The organism is Variovorax sp. J2L1-78, from assembly GCF_030317205.1.
GTDB lineage: Bacteria > Pseudomonadota > Gammaproteobacteria > Burkholderiales > Burkholderiaceae_C > Variovorax > Variovorax arabinosiphilus.
Map to the genome: position 1 here is coordinate 517,313 of NZ_JASZYB010000003.1, position 14,631 is coordinate 531,943.

At 63.8% G+C, this 14,631-nt stretch carries 16 protein-coding genes; 10 read left to right on the plus strand and 6 right to left on the minus strand.

The genetic code is table 11. The features are described from left to right. Nucleotides 1–73: 73 nt before the first annotated feature. The 6 genes from QTH86_RS20930 to QTH86_RS20955 form a co-directional block, all read right to left on the minus strand. Entirely contained in the window at nt 74–2,098 is a 2,025-nt protein-coding gene (locus tag QTH86_RS20930; RefSeq protein WP_286648074.1) for a hypothetical protein, read from the minus strand. A 14-nt stretch (nt 2,099–2,112) separates the two neighbouring features. After that, the gene (locus QTH86_RS20935; protein WP_286648075.1) at nt 2,113–2,706 is read right to left on the minus strand and encodes a hypothetical protein; all 594 of its coding nucleotides are present in this window, start codon (nt 2,704–2,706) and stop codon (nt 2,113–2,115) included. After that, nucleotides 2,703–3,113 (minus strand): GtrA family protein, encoded by a 411-nt coding sequence (locus QTH86_RS20940; RefSeq protein ID WP_286648076.1) that lies wholly within the window; start codon nt 3,111–3,113, stop codon nt 2,703–2,705. The genes QTH86_RS20935 and QTH86_RS20940 overlap by 4 nt, the downstream gene beginning before the upstream one ends. Continuing rightward, on the minus strand, nt 3,110–4,066 hold the full coding sequence (locus tag QTH86_RS20945) for a glycosyltransferase (protein WP_286648077.1): 957 nt from the start codon (nt 4,064–4,066) through the stop codon (nt 3,110–3,112). Before QTH86_RS20945 ends, QTH86_RS20940 begins: the two co-directional genes overlap by 4 nt. 117 nt (nt 4,067–4,183) lie before the next feature. After that, nucleotides 4,184–4,648 (minus strand): phasin family protein, encoded by a 465-nt coding sequence (locus QTH86_RS20950; RefSeq protein WP_286648078.1) that lies wholly within the window; start codon nt 4,646–4,648, stop codon nt 4,184–4,186. 16 nt (nt 4,649–4,664) lie between these two features. Next, on the minus strand, nt 4,665–6,098 hold the full coding sequence (locus QTH86_RS20955; protein WP_286648079.1) for a mannose-1-phosphate guanylyltransferase/mannose-6-phosphate isomerase: 1,434 nt from the start codon (nt 6,096–6,098) through the stop codon (nt 4,665–4,667). A 255-nt stretch (nt 6,099–6,353) separates the two neighbouring features. On the opposite strand from QTH86_RS20955, the gene rfbB reads away from it, so the two are divergent. The 10 genes from rfbB to QTH86_RS21005 are packed head-to-tail and all read left to right on the plus strand — an operon-like array spanning nt 6,354 to nt 14,599. Further along, nucleotides 6,354–7,433, plus strand: coding sequence for a dTDP-glucose 4,6-dehydratase (gene rfbB, locus QTH86_RS20960; protein ID WP_286648080.1), 1,080 nt, complete (start codon nt 6,354–6,356; stop codon nt 7,431–7,433). Next, a complete protein-coding gene (rfbD, locus tag QTH86_RS20965) occupies nt 7,430–8,320 on the plus strand; it encodes a dTDP-4-dehydrorhamnose reductase (protein WP_286648081.1) in 891 nt (296 codons plus the stop codon). Before rfbB ends, rfbD begins: the two co-directional genes overlap by 4 nt. 16 nt (nt 8,321–8,336) lie before the next feature. Continuing rightward, a complete protein-coding gene (gene rfbA / locus QTH86_RS20970; RefSeq protein WP_286648082.1) occupies nt 8,337–9,224 on the plus strand; it encodes a glucose-1-phosphate thymidylyltransferase RfbA in 888 nt (295 codons plus the stop codon). After that, nucleotides 9,221–9,769 (plus strand): dTDP-4-dehydrorhamnose 3,5-epimerase, encoded by a 549-nt coding sequence (gene rfbC, locus QTH86_RS20975; protein WP_286648083.1) that lies wholly within the window; start codon nt 9,221–9,223, stop codon nt 9,767–9,769. Before rfbA ends, rfbC begins: the two co-directional genes overlap by 4 nt. A 52-nt stretch (nt 9,770–9,821) precedes the next feature. Next, nucleotides 9,822–10,904: a CDP-glucose 4,6-dehydratase gene (gene rfbG, locus QTH86_RS20980; RefSeq protein ID WP_286648084.1), complete on the plus strand. Its 1,083-nt coding sequence runs from the start codon at nt 9,822–9,824 to the stop codon at nt 10,902–10,904. Continuing rightward, the gene (locus QTH86_RS20985) at nt 10,901–11,734 is read left to right on the plus strand and encodes an NAD-dependent epimerase/dehydratase family protein (RefSeq protein ID WP_286648085.1); all 834 of its coding nucleotides are present in this window, start codon (nt 10,901–10,903) and stop codon (nt 11,732–11,734) included. Before rfbG ends, QTH86_RS20985 begins: the two co-directional genes overlap by 4 nt. A 4-nt stretch (nt 11,735–11,738) precedes the next feature. Beyond that, nucleotides 11,739–12,710 carry a glycosyltransferase family 2 protein gene (locus QTH86_RS20990; RefSeq protein WP_286648086.1) on the plus strand — a complete coding sequence of 324 codons (972 nt, stop codon included), beginning with the start codon at nt 11,739–11,741 and terminating at the stop codon, nt 12,708–12,710. Nucleotides 12,711–12,721: 11 nt separating this feature from the next. Then, nucleotides 12,722–13,492, plus strand: a complete 771-nt coding sequence (rfbF, locus tag QTH86_RS20995) for a glucose-1-phosphate cytidylyltransferase (RefSeq protein ID WP_286648087.1) — start codon at nt 12,722–12,724, stop codon at nt 13,490–13,492. Next, entirely contained in the window at nt 13,482–14,207 is a 726-nt protein-coding gene (locus tag QTH86_RS21000) for a class I SAM-dependent methyltransferase (RefSeq protein ID WP_286648088.1), read from the plus strand. The genes rfbF and QTH86_RS21000 overlap by 11 nt, the downstream gene beginning before the upstream one ends. Then, entirely contained in the window at nt 14,204–14,599 is a 396-nt protein-coding gene (locus tag QTH86_RS21005) for a GtrA family protein (protein ID WP_286648089.1), read from the plus strand. Before QTH86_RS21000 ends, QTH86_RS21005 begins: the two co-directional genes overlap by 4 nt. The last annotated feature ends 32 nt before the right edge of the window (nt 14,600–14,631 follow it).

The window sequence follows — 14,631 nt, forward strand, 5'->3', positions numbered from 1 at the left end:
GCGGATCATGTTGTCGCTCTCGATGGGCAGCGGCGTGTCAGGGTTTTCCTTCGGGCGCGTTGCCCGCCACAACTCAAGGCAAGACGACAGGTGTGTGCGACACCGGCATTCCCAGCGTGTGAAACCACTCGTATCCCTCGGCGACGATCGAGAACTGCAGGTCGTAGCGGCCCGCTTGCGTCGGCTTCGGAATGGTCAGGGCGATGTCTGTCTGCTCGCCCGGTGGCAGCGAGAAATGCGAATCTGCGCGGTTCGTCCAGTCCGGTGCCGGACCATCGCCGGCCGCCGGCGCGAATCGCCAGGAAAAGCGGAGCGGCGAGCCGACGCGCGAGAGGGTGTGCAAGGCCGCCACGCCATCGTTTCGAACATGCACGGAAACCTGCAGACCGGTCGGCCCGTCGCCGGTGACCGTGGCCCCGAGCTGTACATGCGTGGCGACCTCTTTGCTCGGCAGCGGTGCCGCGTCCACGGGGGGGTAAGACGACGGGCACTTGTCGAAGCTGATCCATCGTGTCCTGGCGAGAAGCGACTCGGGCGTGATGCCCTGTTTGGCGAGGATGGTGGGCTTCAGCGCATAGATCCTCAGAGCCGGGGTGGTGCAAGGGGCCGACGGCACGTAGCCTGGCGGGGCATTGCCCGAATAGCCGTTCAGCGTTGCCATCTCCCGTTCCTGCGCAAACATCATGGCGTCCAGTTCGGGCAGGTAGAAGGGCTCTGCGGCGCGTCCACTGAGGTACAGCACCGCATCGCTGGGCACTGTCGAGTCGGCCAACTCCTTGGACAGCGGCGTCAATCGGTCGTGCCACTGCGTGATGGGCGTGTGAGTTGGCTTGAAGGCGAGCGTTTCCAGACAGAGCGCAAGGACGATCAGCCCGAGGACGGCCCACCGTACGCCCCGAAGGCGCATCAGGTGCTCGACCCCGATCGCCGCCATGACGGCAACGGGCAGCAGCATGACCAACACGATGCGCGTGACGGCGCGAATCGACGACACGCCGGGCAGGGCTGCCGCGATCCTGTAGAGCGACAGGTTGCCGATGCACAGCGTGACGAGAACCAGCATCGCGAGCGTGGCGAGACACTGCAGCAGCAACTGTCGGCGCGGCGCGAGGTCCGGGCTGCGCACCATCAGGATCGCCCACAAGCTCAGCAGCAAGGGCGCGAACCCCAGGAACAGTTGGTGCTCGTTTCGTGCAGGAACGCCCTGCACCATGTTCGTCATCCACCCATACGCACGGACGGCATCGGCAACGAGGTAGCTCTGCGGCCGGGGCAGCATGCTGATCAGGTCCGACACCGAAGGGCGAAACCCGTAGGAACGGCTGATCAGGTGGTACTGCAGCAGCAAGGCGGCCGTGGCGAGCGCGCACGCCAGTGCGATGAACAAGGCCACCTTTCTGGCGCGCGTTGTCTCAGGAGCCGTCGTCGTCGTCGATCGAAGCGGCCGCAGGCTCGGCAGGCGCATCGCCAAGGCGGTCGCAGCCAGCAGGTAGGCCATGAACACGCCCAGATAGATCGAGCAGAAGAACTGAAGCGCGCCCCACGCAGCCACCCGCGCCAATTGGTCCATGCGCCGTTCCCGCATGAACTGCACGAGGTACAGATACGCCATCGGGATGGCGAAGCGGTACCCGAGTTGCGCGTGAGCCTCTTGTGCGAGTGCCGGCAAGCCGAAGGTGTAGATGAAGGCCGCCACCGAGGCCGGCAAGGCGGAGAACGCCAGCCGACGCATCACGAAGTACATCGCCGCGAAGTTGAGGGCGAAGCCGATGGCGAACCAGCCGTCGAATGCCAGCTCCCGGCTCAGTCCGAGGAAGCGCAGGAGCACGTAGATCGGTCCCGAGCCGAAATGGTTGTCGCTGAACGCGAGCGTGCCGGTGGTGGGGTAGAAGAAGCTCGGCGTCCAGAGCGAAGCCGCGTCACCGCGCACCCACTGAAACAGGTGTTCGAGGATCACGCTGTTGAAGCGCGGGTCACCGAGGTCGCCCGGCACGGACGTGAATCCGGCGGTGGCCCGGAGAACATAGAAGACCAGCCCCGCGAGCAGCAGCAGCGCGGGTGCCAGGACCGATCCGAGTCCGCGCGTGGTGGCCTTCATCGATGCGCCTGCCGTCAGCACGTGTAGTCGATCTGTGCGGTGCTGTGCCGGAACGGGTCGGTCAGGTCGTCGCTGTACTGACCCCGGAGCAGCCGCTTCTTTGGCAGCAGATGCTGGCGGAAGAAGCGGCTGAAGGTGGTGAGTTCGCGGCCCTTCTCCGTCAGGCGGACGCAGCCGTTCTCGATCCGGATGGTGCCGGACTCCAACTGCTCGGTCAGCCGCACGTCGACCAGCCGATGCTCCTTCAGGTATTCCTGCGTGAAGACTTCGGAGAAGCGGTTTTCCTGAATGCCGCCGCCGCGCTGCTGCAACTTCTCGAGGATGTAGAAGGACAGCGACCGGTCCAGCACGGTGGGCACCGAAATGGCCAGCGCATAGGCGGTCAACAGCCAGATCAGCAGCATCTGCCACTTCTCGAAGGCGGTGAACACGGCAAAGGGGCGAAGGCGCCAGGCGAACAGGCCGGTGAGCAAGGCCGCGAGCACGCCGTCGAAGATGGCGCTGTAGAAAACGACGTTGACGGGAAAGAAGGTGATGTGCGTCCAATAGATGGCGCAGGTCAGCACGACGAAGAGCCCGGAGGCCGAGACGAATTTGGCGAGTTTCATGAGGCGGTGAAGACGAACAGCTTGTTTCCGAGGTAGCTCAGCACCGTCTGTAGCGCGGTGGCCAGCACGAAGCCTGCGGTGTAGTCCAGGTGAAGGACGTCGGTCCACGCGAACAGCAGCAGGCCGTGAAGGCCGGCCATGGCGGCGTAGAGGGCCAGGAAGCGGACGGCCTGACGGGCGACGGGGGCGGTCCGGTGCGGAAACACGAAGAACCGGTTGCCGATGAACGAGGCGCCGATACCGAACCAGGCGGCGACGAAATTCGCGACGCCCGCCGAAGGCATGCCCAGCACCCGCAGGTTGAACGTCAGGACGGCGTAGTGAACGGCGGTGGCGACCAAGCCGTTCGCGATGAAACGACCGATTTCCGCGACGCGTGGGTCATCGAGTCGAAGCCGCCGCATCATGCCGACTGGCCGTTGCTGTGCTCGATGAAATCGATGGCATGCGCGTAGTCCGCAGGGGCGGGCGCGCCGGCTTTGCTGACGCCGGTCAGCATGAGGCTCATCAGTGCCAGCGTCCCGGTCTGTAGGAAAACGATGAGCAATACGCCCAGCGCCACCGAGAACCAGCCTGGCGTCGCGAAGCCTGAGATCTTGAGCACGATGGAGGCCAGGCTGCCGACGATGGCCAGACTGCCGATCAGTGCAGACGCAATGCCCACCCGCACGAGAACGTCTTCGGCAAAGACCATGACGCCGCGAAACCCGTGCAACGCCAGGCCGACGAAATTCATCTTGCTCTTGCCCGCGTAGCGCGGGCCGCGGTCGAGCGCACAGGTGGCGATGCGAAGCCGCGATGCGAGCACGCAGCTGGCCACGTGCGTCCAGAGTTCGTGCATCGCCGTCAGCCGCTTCACAGCGGCCGGCTTCAGGGCCATGAAGTTCCCGAAGCTGATGTCGCGCCCCGTGAGCAGTTTGAACAGGCGCTTGTAGATCGCGTAGAAGGTCTTGAAGCGGAGCGTTTCGACCCGCGTCTTGCGCTGCGCGACGACCAGGTCCACATCGTCTGCCGTCAGTTGTTCGAGCAGATCGGGGATGGAGCCGGGGAGGTCTTCGCCGTCGGAATCCATCACCACAACACGCGGCGTCGTCTGCATGTGCTCGGCGACGTAGCTCAGCCCGACCGCGATGGCGCGCTGGTGGCCGATGTTGCGGCGCAGGCGGATGACCGTGCCCATGAGTCCGGCCGTCTTCATCACCTGGGCGTCCATGGGCTGACGGACCGAGCCGTCGTCGACGGCGACCACATGGACCTGGTGACCGAAGGTGGTAGCGAGTTCCTGGAACAGGCGGGTCGCGGCTTGCACGTCCTCGAAGACAGGCGTGACGACAACGAAGGCGGGGGGAATGGCGCTCATGGAGGGGACTGAATCAAGGACGGGAATTCTCGCCTGGATTTCTTTCGCCCTTGCGCAGCGGCCACCGGCATGCGACGGGGCACCCGCGCATGCCGCTCCTGGCGCGGCGCGGAGCTTTCAGCGCTCGCTGCGCCGGCGTGGCCGCTTGGGTGCTTCGGCGGCCGGGGCGGTGCGCGACGCGGTCTTGCGCGGCGCGGGCGCTTGCCGGGCCTTCAGCTGCGCTTCGAGCGCTTCCACACGTGCACGCAGCGCTGCGACCTCGTCGGCGGACGGAACGCCCAGGTGTTCCAGCGCCCGTGCCACCCGTTCCTCGAAGATGTTCTCGAGCTTGCCCCAGCCGGCGCTGGTCTTGGCGCCGAACTCGCTGGCCAGCCCGGCCATACGGGTCTGGGCCTGGCTCAGCGTTTCTTCGGCCGCCTGCTGCGTCTTCTTCTGAAGACCGGCGCCGTCCTTCACCAGCGCCTCGAAGGCCTTGCTGCCCTCTTGCTGCATCTTGGCGAAGGCGCCCAGCCCGGCCAGCCAGATCTGCTGGGCCGAGTCCTTGATGGGGTCGCGCGGCTTGTCGTCGTCGTGGGTGGCCATGGTGGGTTTTGCGGGGTCAGTGGTCGCCGTCGGCGGAGATCTGCACGGTACCGGCCGCGTCGTCGAAGCGGACGATGTCGTCGGCGTCGAGGTAGCTGCCCGATTGAACCTCGATGATCTCCAGCGCGATCTTCCCGGGGTTTTCGAGGCGGTGGATCACGCCCTGCGGAATGTAGATCGATTCGTTCTCGCGGACCAGGGTGTTCTCCTGGTCGCGGATGACCTGGGCCGTTCCGCGGACCACCACCCAGTGTTCGGCGCGGTGGTGGTGCATCCGGAAGGACAGCTTGGCGCCCGGCTTGAGCGTGAGCCGCTTGACCTGGAACCGGTCGCCGAAGTCGAGCCCGTCGTAGGCGCCCCAGGGCCGTACGACGCGCCGGTGTTCGGTCGCTTCCGGGCATCCGTCGTCGCTGAGCATGCTGACGACCTGCTTGACCTGCTCGACGGACGACCGGCGGGCGACCAGCACCGCGTCCTGCGTGTCGATGATGATCAGGTCGTCGGTCCCGAGTGCGACGACTGGCCGGAAAGGCGCATGGATGAAGGTGTTGCGCGCGTCCATGGTGCTCGCCTTGCCGTTGAGCCGATTGCCGGCGTCGTCGGCCGGATAGAGGTCGGCCACCGCATTCCAGCTGCCCACGTCGCTCCAGGCACCGTCGAACTTGACGACCGCGATCTGTTGGTGCTTCTCGAGCACCGCGTAGTCGATGCTCTCGCTGCGGCAGTTCTCGAAGGCCTGGCGTTCGAGCCGCAGGAAGCTGCCGTCGGTGGTGCGGTGGTCGACCGCCTGCTGGCACGATTCCAGGATGTCGAGCGCGTGGGTGCGCAACGCGTCGAGCAGGACCTTGGCCTGCACCAGGAAGATCCCCGCGTTCCAGAAGTAGCCGCCCTTGAGCAGCAGCGACTGGGCCACCTCGGCATTCGGTTTCTCGACGAAGCGCAGCACCGTGCGTGCCACCTGGGTCGGCAGCGGCAGGGGGGCGCCGGACTCGATGTAGCCATAGGCGGTGCTGGGCAGCGTCGGCACCACGCCGAAGGTGACGATGTTGCCTGCGAGCGCGGCTTCGACGCCCGAGCGCACCGTCTCGGCGAACAGGGCCGCATCGGGGATGTGGTGGTCGGCCGGCGCGAACAGCAGCAGTTCGTCGGGGTCGGCCAGCAGCACGGCCGTCGCCATGGCCGCCGCCGTGTTCCGGCCCATCGGCTCCAGGATCTGGCGCCCGGTCACCTGGGCGCTGTCCATGGCTTCCTGGGCCAGGAAGCGATGGTCTTCCGATGCGATGCAGGTCACCTCGGTGTTCAGGGCGCGCAGGCGTTCCAGCGTGAGCTGAAGCAGGCTCTTGCCGTCGATCAGCGGCGCGAATTGCTTCGGCAGGGCTTTGCGCGACAGGGGCCACAGTCGGGTGCCGCTGCCGCCGCAGAGGACGATCGGGTGGATGGAAGGGGTCATCGAGATCAGGTCGGGTGGTCGGGCCGGTGAATGGATTGCCGCCTGCCACAGGCGGAATTGTCAAAAACGAAAACTAAAGGATGCGTAAATGTAATCCGGCGATAGGCATGAAGCATGCCTGATGTTCGGGGTAAATGTGCCTTTGTGCGCATGGCGGCCATGCGTCAGCGGCGGCTTCGGACACCCTCCGGACGCGATGGATAATCGAATGTTCAGCGGATCCGCATTGGCGACGCTTAACAAATGGGGCTCCCAATGATCCTGGTCACCGGCGGCGCCGGCTTCATCGGCGCAAATTTCGTCCTCGACTGGCTGGCGCAAAGCGATGAAGCGGTCGTGAACCTCGATAAGCTGACCTACGCCGGCAATCTGGAAACGCTCGCCTCGCTGGCGGGCGACCCCCGCCACGTCTTCGTGCGGGGCGACATCGGCGACAGCGCGCTGGTCGACCGCCTGCTGGCCGAGTACCGGCCGCGCGCCATCGTCAACTTCGCCGCCGAATCGCATGTCGACCGCTCGATCCACGGCCCCGAGGATTTCGTGCAGACCAACGTGCTGGGCACCTTCCGTCTGCTCGAGTCGGTCCGGGGCTACTGGGCCGCGCTCCCGGCACAGGAGAAAACAGCCTTCCGCTTCCTGCATGTCTCGACGGACGAGGTCTACGGCTCGCTGTCGGCTACCGATCCGGCCTTCACCGAGGACAACAAGTACGAGCCCAACAGCCCGTATTCGGCGAGCAAGGCGGCCAGCGACCACCTGGTGCGTGCCTGGCACCACACCTACGGCCTGCCGGTGCTCACCACCAACTGCTCCAACAACTACGGGCCGTTCCATTTCCCCGAGAAGCTCATCCCCCTGATGATCGTCAACGCCCTGGCCGGCAAGCCGCTGCCGGTCTACGGCGACGGCATGCAGGTGCGCGACTGGCTCTACGTCAAGGACCATTGCAGCGCCATCCGCCGCGTGCTCGACGCCGGCCGCCTGGGCGAGACCTACAACGTCGGCGGGTGGAACGAGAAGCCGAACATCGAGATCGTGAACACGGTCTGCGCACTGCTCGACGAACTCAGCCCGCGCGCCGACGGCCCGCCCTACCGCGCGCAGATCCGCTACGTGACCGACCGGCCCGGCCACGATCGCCGCTATGCGATCGATGCCCGCAAGCTCGAGCGCGAACTGGGCTGGAAACCCGCCGAAACCTTCGATACCGGCATCCGCAAGACCGTTGCCTGGTATCTGGCCAACGGCGAATGGGTGCGCAACGTGCAGAGTGGCGCCTACCGGGCGTGGGTCGAGAAGCAGTACGACGACGTCGCCGCGAAGGCCGCGACATGAAGCTGCTGCTGCTGGGCAAGGAGGGGCAGGTGGGCTGGGAGCTGCAGCGCAGCCTGGCGCCGTTGGGCGAGGTGGTGGCGCTGGGCTCCGACAGTACCGACTTCCATGCCGACTTCAGCCGACCCGAGCACCTTGCAGAGACGGTGCTGAAGGTGCGACCCGACGTCATCGTCAACGCGGCTGCCCACACCGCCGTCGACAAGGCGGAGAGCGAACCGGCGTTCGCGCGCAAGCTCAATGCGACCTCGCCTGGCGTCGTGGCGCAAGCCGCGCAGCAGGTCGGGGCCCTGATGGTCCACTACTCCACCGACTATGTGTTCGACGGCAGTGGCACCCAGCCTTGGCAAGAAGACGACGCGCCCGGCCCGCTCAGCGTGTACGGCCGAACCAAGCTCGAGGGTGAGCAGCTCGTCGCGCAGCATTGCGCCCGGCACCTGATCTTTCGCACCAGCTGGGTCTACGCGGCGCGGGGCGGAAACTTCGCCAAGACCATGCTGCGCTTGGCGAAGGAACGCGAACGCCTCACCGTGATCGACGACCAGGTCGGCGCGCCCACGGGTGCGGAGCTGCTGGCGGATGTCACTGCCCATGCCATCCGTGCGACGCTTGCGGACCCCGCCAAGGCCGGGCTCTATCACCTCGTGGCCGGTGGCGAAACCACCTGGCACGGTTACGCCCGGTTCGTGCTGGCGCAGGCGCTGGCCGCCGGTGTCGAACTGAAGGCGCGGGCGGACACGGTGGATGCCGTCGCGACCAGCGCGTTTCCCACGCCTGCGGCACGCCCCCACAACTCGCGGTTGAACACGTCGAAACTGCAATCCACGTTCGGTCTGGTGCTGCCGCCGTGGCAAGCTGGCGTGGCACGCATGCTGCGCGAAACCTTTTGAACCCGAGATAAACACAATGACCCCACGCAAGGGAATCATCCTGGCCGGCGGCGCCGGCACGCGTTTGCACCCGGCCACGCTGGCCATGAGCAAGCAGCTGCTGCCGGTGTACGACAAGCCCATGATCTATTACCCGCTGACCACGCTGATGCTCGGCGGCATGCGGGACATCCTGATCATCAGCACGCCGCAGGACACGCCGCGTTTCCAGCAGCTGCTTGGGGACGGTAGCCAGTGGGGCATCAGCCTGCAATATGCCGTGCAACCGAGCCCCGACGGCCTGGCGCAGGCCTTCATCATCGGCGAAACATTTCTCGGCGGTGCGCCCAGCGCGCTGGTGCTGGGCGACAACATCTTCTATGGCCACGACCTCGTCACGCTGTTGGCCAGCGCGGACGCCAACCCCGAAGGCGCCACCGTCTTCGCGTACCACGTGCATGACCCCGAACGCTATGGCGTGGTGGCCTTCGACAGGCAGGGCAAGGCCAGCAGCATCGAAGAAAAGCCGGCCCAACCCAAAAGCAGCTACGCGGTCACCGGTCTGTACTTCTACGACCACCAGGTCGTCGACATCGCCAAGGCCACACGGCCGAGCGCGCGCGGCGAGTTGGAGATCACCGCCGTCAACCAGGCCTACCTGGACGCTGGCCGGCTGCGTGTGGAGATCATGCAGCGTGGTTACGCATGGCTTGACACCGGCACGCACGAGAGCCTGCTCGAGGCCAGCCAGTTCATCGCGACGCTCGAACATCGCCAAGGCCTCAAGATTGCCTGCCCCGAAGAGGTGGCCTGGCGCAATGGCTTCATCGACCGCGAACAGCTGGAGAAGCTTGCGGTGCCGCTGGAGAAGAGTGGCTACGGCAGGTACCTGCGGCATTTGCTGAACGAAGGGGTGCGTTCGTGAAGGTGACGCCCACCGCCATCCCCGAGGTGCTCGTCATCGAGCCGCGTGTTTTCGGCGATGCGCGCGGCTTCTTCTACGAGAGCTTCAACCAGCGGGCGTTCGACGCGGCCATCGGGCGCCACGTCGCGTTCGTGCAGGACAACCATTCCCGGTCGGGACGCGGCGTGCTGCGCGGTCTGCACTACCAGATTGAGCAGCCGCAGGAAAAGCTGGTGCGCGTGGTGCGTGGCGCCGTGTTCGACGTGGCGGTGGACATCCGCAAGTCGTCGCTCACCTTCGGGCAATGGGTGGGTGTCGAATTGAGCGAAGAGAACGGCAAGCAGATGTGGGTGCCGCAGGGCTTCGCCCACGGCTTTCTGGTGCTGAGCGAGTCGGCGGACTTTCTCTACAAGACGACCGACTATTACGCACCGGCGCATGAGCGCGCGATACGCTGGGATGAGCCGTTGATTGGCATCGTCTGGCCGGATCTTGGCGTGGCGCCGACGCTATCGCTCAAGGACGTGAGTGCGAGCCCTTTGGCGACGGCACAGACATTCGACTGACGCGAACACAGTTCACGAGCTCCAGCGATCAATGAATCCCGAAGGAAACGCCATGAGTGGAAGCTTTGATTTCGAACAAGCCCTGCGCAGCAAGCGCGTGTTCGTCACGGGACATACCGGTTTTACTGGCACGTGGGCCTGCTTGTGGTTGCAGCAGATCGGTGCCGAGGTCGGCGGATACGCACTCGCACCAGAAACCGAGCCCACAATCTTCCATGCGACGCAGGCCGATCAATCCATTCAGGGCACCATTGCCGACATCTGCGATTTCGCGCGCCTGCAGGATGCGATGGCTGCGTTTCGACCCGATGTCGTGCTGCATCTGGCGGCCCAGCCGCTGGTGCGACGCTCGTACCGCGAGCCGTTGCGCACCTTCGAGATCAACGCGCAGGGGACGGCGCACGTGCTCGAGGCGGCACGGCATACCGGCGTACGCGGCGTGGTCTGCGTGACGACCGACAAGGTGTACGCGAACCGCGAATGGCTCTGGCCCTACCGCGAGAACGACCCGCTCGGCGGGAAGGACCCTTACAGCGCATCGAAGGCTGCGGCCGAGATGGTGATCCAGAGCTATGCCGCGTCTTTCTCGTTCGAACGTGGTGAGGGGCCCGCAATCGCCACCGCCCGCGGCGGCAATATCGTGGGCGGCGGTGACTGGTCAGAAGACCGATTGATTCCCGACTTCGTGCGCAGCCTGGTCACAGGCCGCACCCTCACTCTGCGCTATCCGGATGCGACGCGGCCCTGGCAGCACGTGTTGAGCCTGGTGCATGGCTACCTGATGCTGATGGCCAAATTGCTCGGCCCGCAGGCCAAGGACTTCGCGCGGGCGTGGAACCTCGGGCCGCAGGATCCGCGGCACTACTCCGTGCGCGAGGTTTTTGAACTGATGGGCGAGGAATGGCAGCGCCCTTCCATCGAGTACATGAACGACCCGTTGCCCGAGGCCGGCGCTCTGGCTTTGGACAGTTCGATCGCGCGCAATCTGCTCGGTTGGACTCCCCCCTGGGACACGCCTCGCGTGATTCGAGAGACGGCCGGTTGGTACAGGCAATTTGCTGAAGACCCGTCGAGCGCCAGGTCGGCGACGCTGGCGCAGATCGACGCCTACCGAGAGGCCATGGCACGCGCATGATCTACGTACTGGGTGGCCGGGGACGGCTGGGGCAGGCCATCGCCGCTGCTTACGCACCGAACGAAGTCACGCTGCCAGAACGATCCGTCTACGAGGCGTGGTGGCCGCCTGGTGCGGAGCAGGATGTCCGTCGCTTCTTCGCATCCGCGCCATCCGGTTCGATCGTCCTGGTCGCCGCAGGTGTGCTCGACCCTGTGTTGTCCGAGTCGGAGCACCAGCGTGTGAATGTCGACCTGCCCCTGCGCGTGATCGACGGCGCATGCAGTGCCGGGTTGCGTGTTGTCACCGTGGGCACGGTGATGGAGCGGCTCGCGAGCCATTCCAACCGTTATGTCGCGGCCAAGGTGAAACTAGCCCAGGCCGTTGCACAGCGCGCAGCCAGCGGGCTACCCGTGGTTCATGCGCAGGTGCATACCCTCTACGGCGGCGGAGCGCCCTCGCCGCACATGTTTCTGGGCCAAATGTTGGCGGCGCTCAAGAGCGGGCAATCTTTCGAGATGTCGCCAGGCCAGCAGTTGCGCGAGTACCACCACGTCGACGACGACGTCGCTGCCATGCGCACTCTGTTTGCCACGCCTCTGACCGGCGTGCTGGCATTGAGCCACGGCGAGCCGTGCACGCTACGCGACTTGGCCTCGTACGTTTTCGAGGAGCTCGGCGCTATGCATCTCCTAAGACTGGGTGCGCGTCCCGAGCCGCCGGACGACAATTTCGCCACCGTGCTGCCTCGGCCTGCTTTCCTGTCGCACGTCGAGTTTCGTCCCGCGCTACCGGGCGTTGCCCTGTACATGAAGAATCTGCTGACGAATGCCATCATCGCCCATGACTAGCCCCTTGCCGTCCGACCCCGTGCGTCGACCGTTGGTTTCTCTCTCCATCCCCGTTCTGAACGAGGCCGACAACCTGGGGGCGCTGTATGCACGCCTGGTTGCTTTGGGCGAGCGCATGGCGGATCGCTGCGACCTAGAGTTCGTCTTCACCGACAATCATTCCGACGACGCCACTTGGATGATGCTGGAAAGGCTCGCGGCTGCCGATCCGCGCGTGCGGGCGCTGCGCTTCTCGCGTAACTTCGGATTCCAGAATTCGATCCTGACCAACTACCTGCACACACGCGGCGATGCTGTGCTTCAGATCGATGCTGATCTGCAGGACCCCCCGGAGCTGCTGGAGCAGTTCTTCGACGAGTGGCAGCAGGGGCATCACGTGGTTTACGGTATCCGCCGCAAGCGCCCCGAGGGGTGGGCGGTCAATACTTTCCGCAAGGTCGGCTACTGGGCAATCGACAAGGTCAGCGAGTTTCCGATCCCACGCGATGTCGGTGACTTCCGACTGGTGGACCGCGCTGTGATCGAGGTGCTGAGCAAGATGCGCAACCCCAATCCCTACCTGCGCGGGATGATCGCGGGCCTCGGTTTCAACCAAACGGGCATCGCATACGATCGAGACCCGCGAACGGGTGGCATCAGCAAGTTCAATGTGGCGCGCCTGATGCGCTTGGGCCTCACGGCGGTGCTGAACCACTCGACCGTGCCGTTGCGGATGGCCTCGTTCTTTGGCATCGTCATGCTTTTCTTCAGTCTGGTGGCGGCGCTGTATTACGTCGTGCTGCGCTTCACTCAGCCCGACCTGCCGCGCGGTTTCGTGAGCATCCAGGTCATGATTCTTTTCGGCTTTGGCCTGAATGCCTTTTTGCTCGGCATCATTGGCGAATACCTTCTTCGCATCTATCGCGTCATCCGTTTAGACCCCATCGCGATCGTCGAGAAGAGCCTCAACATTCAAGCTAGCGAACTCAAACTCTAGTCGACATAAATATGAAAGCAGTCATTCTTGCCGGTGGTCTCGGTACACGCATCGCGGAAGAGTCAGACACAAAGCCAAAACCGATGGTTGAGGTCGGCGGGCGGCCGCTCCTGTGGCACATCATGAAGACTTACGCCCGCCACGGCGTGAGAGATTTCGTCATATGCCTCGGGTACAAGGGCTATGTCATCAAGGAGTTTTTCTTCAACTATTACCGCCACATGTCGGATATGCAGATCGACCTTCGCACCGGTGATCACCAGATCCTGAATTCCCAGTCAGAAGATTGGCGCATCACATTGGTTGACACGGGCGCCGACACCATGACGGGCGGGCGTCTGAAGCGCGCCGCCAAGTACCTTGATGGAGAGACCTTCTGCCTCACCTACGGTGACGGCCTCGCCGACGTCGATATCGGCGCCGAAATCGCTGCCCATCGATGCCATGGCAAGTTGGCCACCGTGCTCGCCGTCCAGCCACCTGGGCGTTTCGGCGTGCTCAACATCGATGCATCGCAGCACGTCACCAGCTTCGTGGAAAAGCCGAAGGATGAAATCGGATGGATCAACGGTGGCTTCTTCGTGCTCGAGCCGGGCGCTATCGACTATGTGAAGGACGATGCGACCTCCTGGGAGAAGGAGCCGCTGATGAAGCTCGCCGAGGACGGGCAGCTGAACGCGTTCAACCACCTTGGCTTCTGGCAGCCTTGCGATACCTTGCGGGACAAGCGTGAGCTCGAAGCCCTTTGGGCAACGGGAAAGGCACCTTGGCATGTCTGGTGATACGAAAAAAAAGCTGCCTATCCAGGCAGGCCCACAGGCGGGTGAGAAGATCGACTTCGACGACTACTCGGCCAACTACGATGAACTGCTGCACGAAAGCACCAAGCTCTATGCCGAGGATTCTGAGTACTTCGCCAAATACAAGGTGGACCTAGTCCGCCAGAGCATTCGGTCGCCGGTCAAGCGCGTGCTGGAGTACGGTTGCGGCACGGGCCGAAACATCGGCTACCTTCAGGCGGCTTTTCCAGAGGCGAAGATATTCGGCACGGATGTCTCTTCGGAAAGTCTTCGAATGGCGCGCGCCAACAATTCGAATGCGGAATTCGAATTGGAGGCGCCGGGTCTGGACATGGGGCGTTTTGACCTGATCTTCATCGCTAGCGTCTTCCACCATATTCTGCCCATCGATCGTAAAGTGGTCATGAAATCGTTGGCAGCGCGACTAGCGCCTCAAGGCACAATCGATGTTTTCGAGCACAACCCGTTCAACCCGGTAACCCGAAAAATCGTTAACGATTGCCCTTTTGATGCAGATGCGGTTCTTCTCAAGCCGGAAGAGTTGCGAGGACTCTTTCGCCATGCCGCGATCCGACTCGACCGGGTGTCGTATTGCCTGTTCGTCCCGCCTCGCCTGTCATGGCTTATTCCGCTCGAAAAGTATTTGCGTTGGTTTCCTCTTGGTGGGCAGTACTGGGTTCGGGGAACAGGTTCTTGATCGATTACTTACTTCGCTTTGCGACGGTCGGCGTTATTAACACGGTGATCGGCTATGCGGTGATCTTCTTTTGCATGTACGGGCTCAGCCAGAGTCCGGTGCTGAGCAATGTCATTGGCTATGCTGTCGGGTTGATTGTCTCATTCGTTCTTAATCGCTCCTATACATTTCGCAGTACGGCGGCTGTTGCTCCGCAAGCTTTGCGTTTCGCCGCATTCTTTATTCTCGCCTATCTGGTAAACCTTGGCATCCTGATCTGGTTGACCCGGTATCTGGGGGTCCGTAGTGGCACCTCTCAGATCGTTGCCGGCATAGCTTATTTCGTCGTGTTCTTCATCATCAGCAAGTACTTCGTCTTTGCAGGCGGGGGGCGAAACGATTCGCGGAATTGAACGTAACCATGGTTCCCCGAAATCGAAGAAGT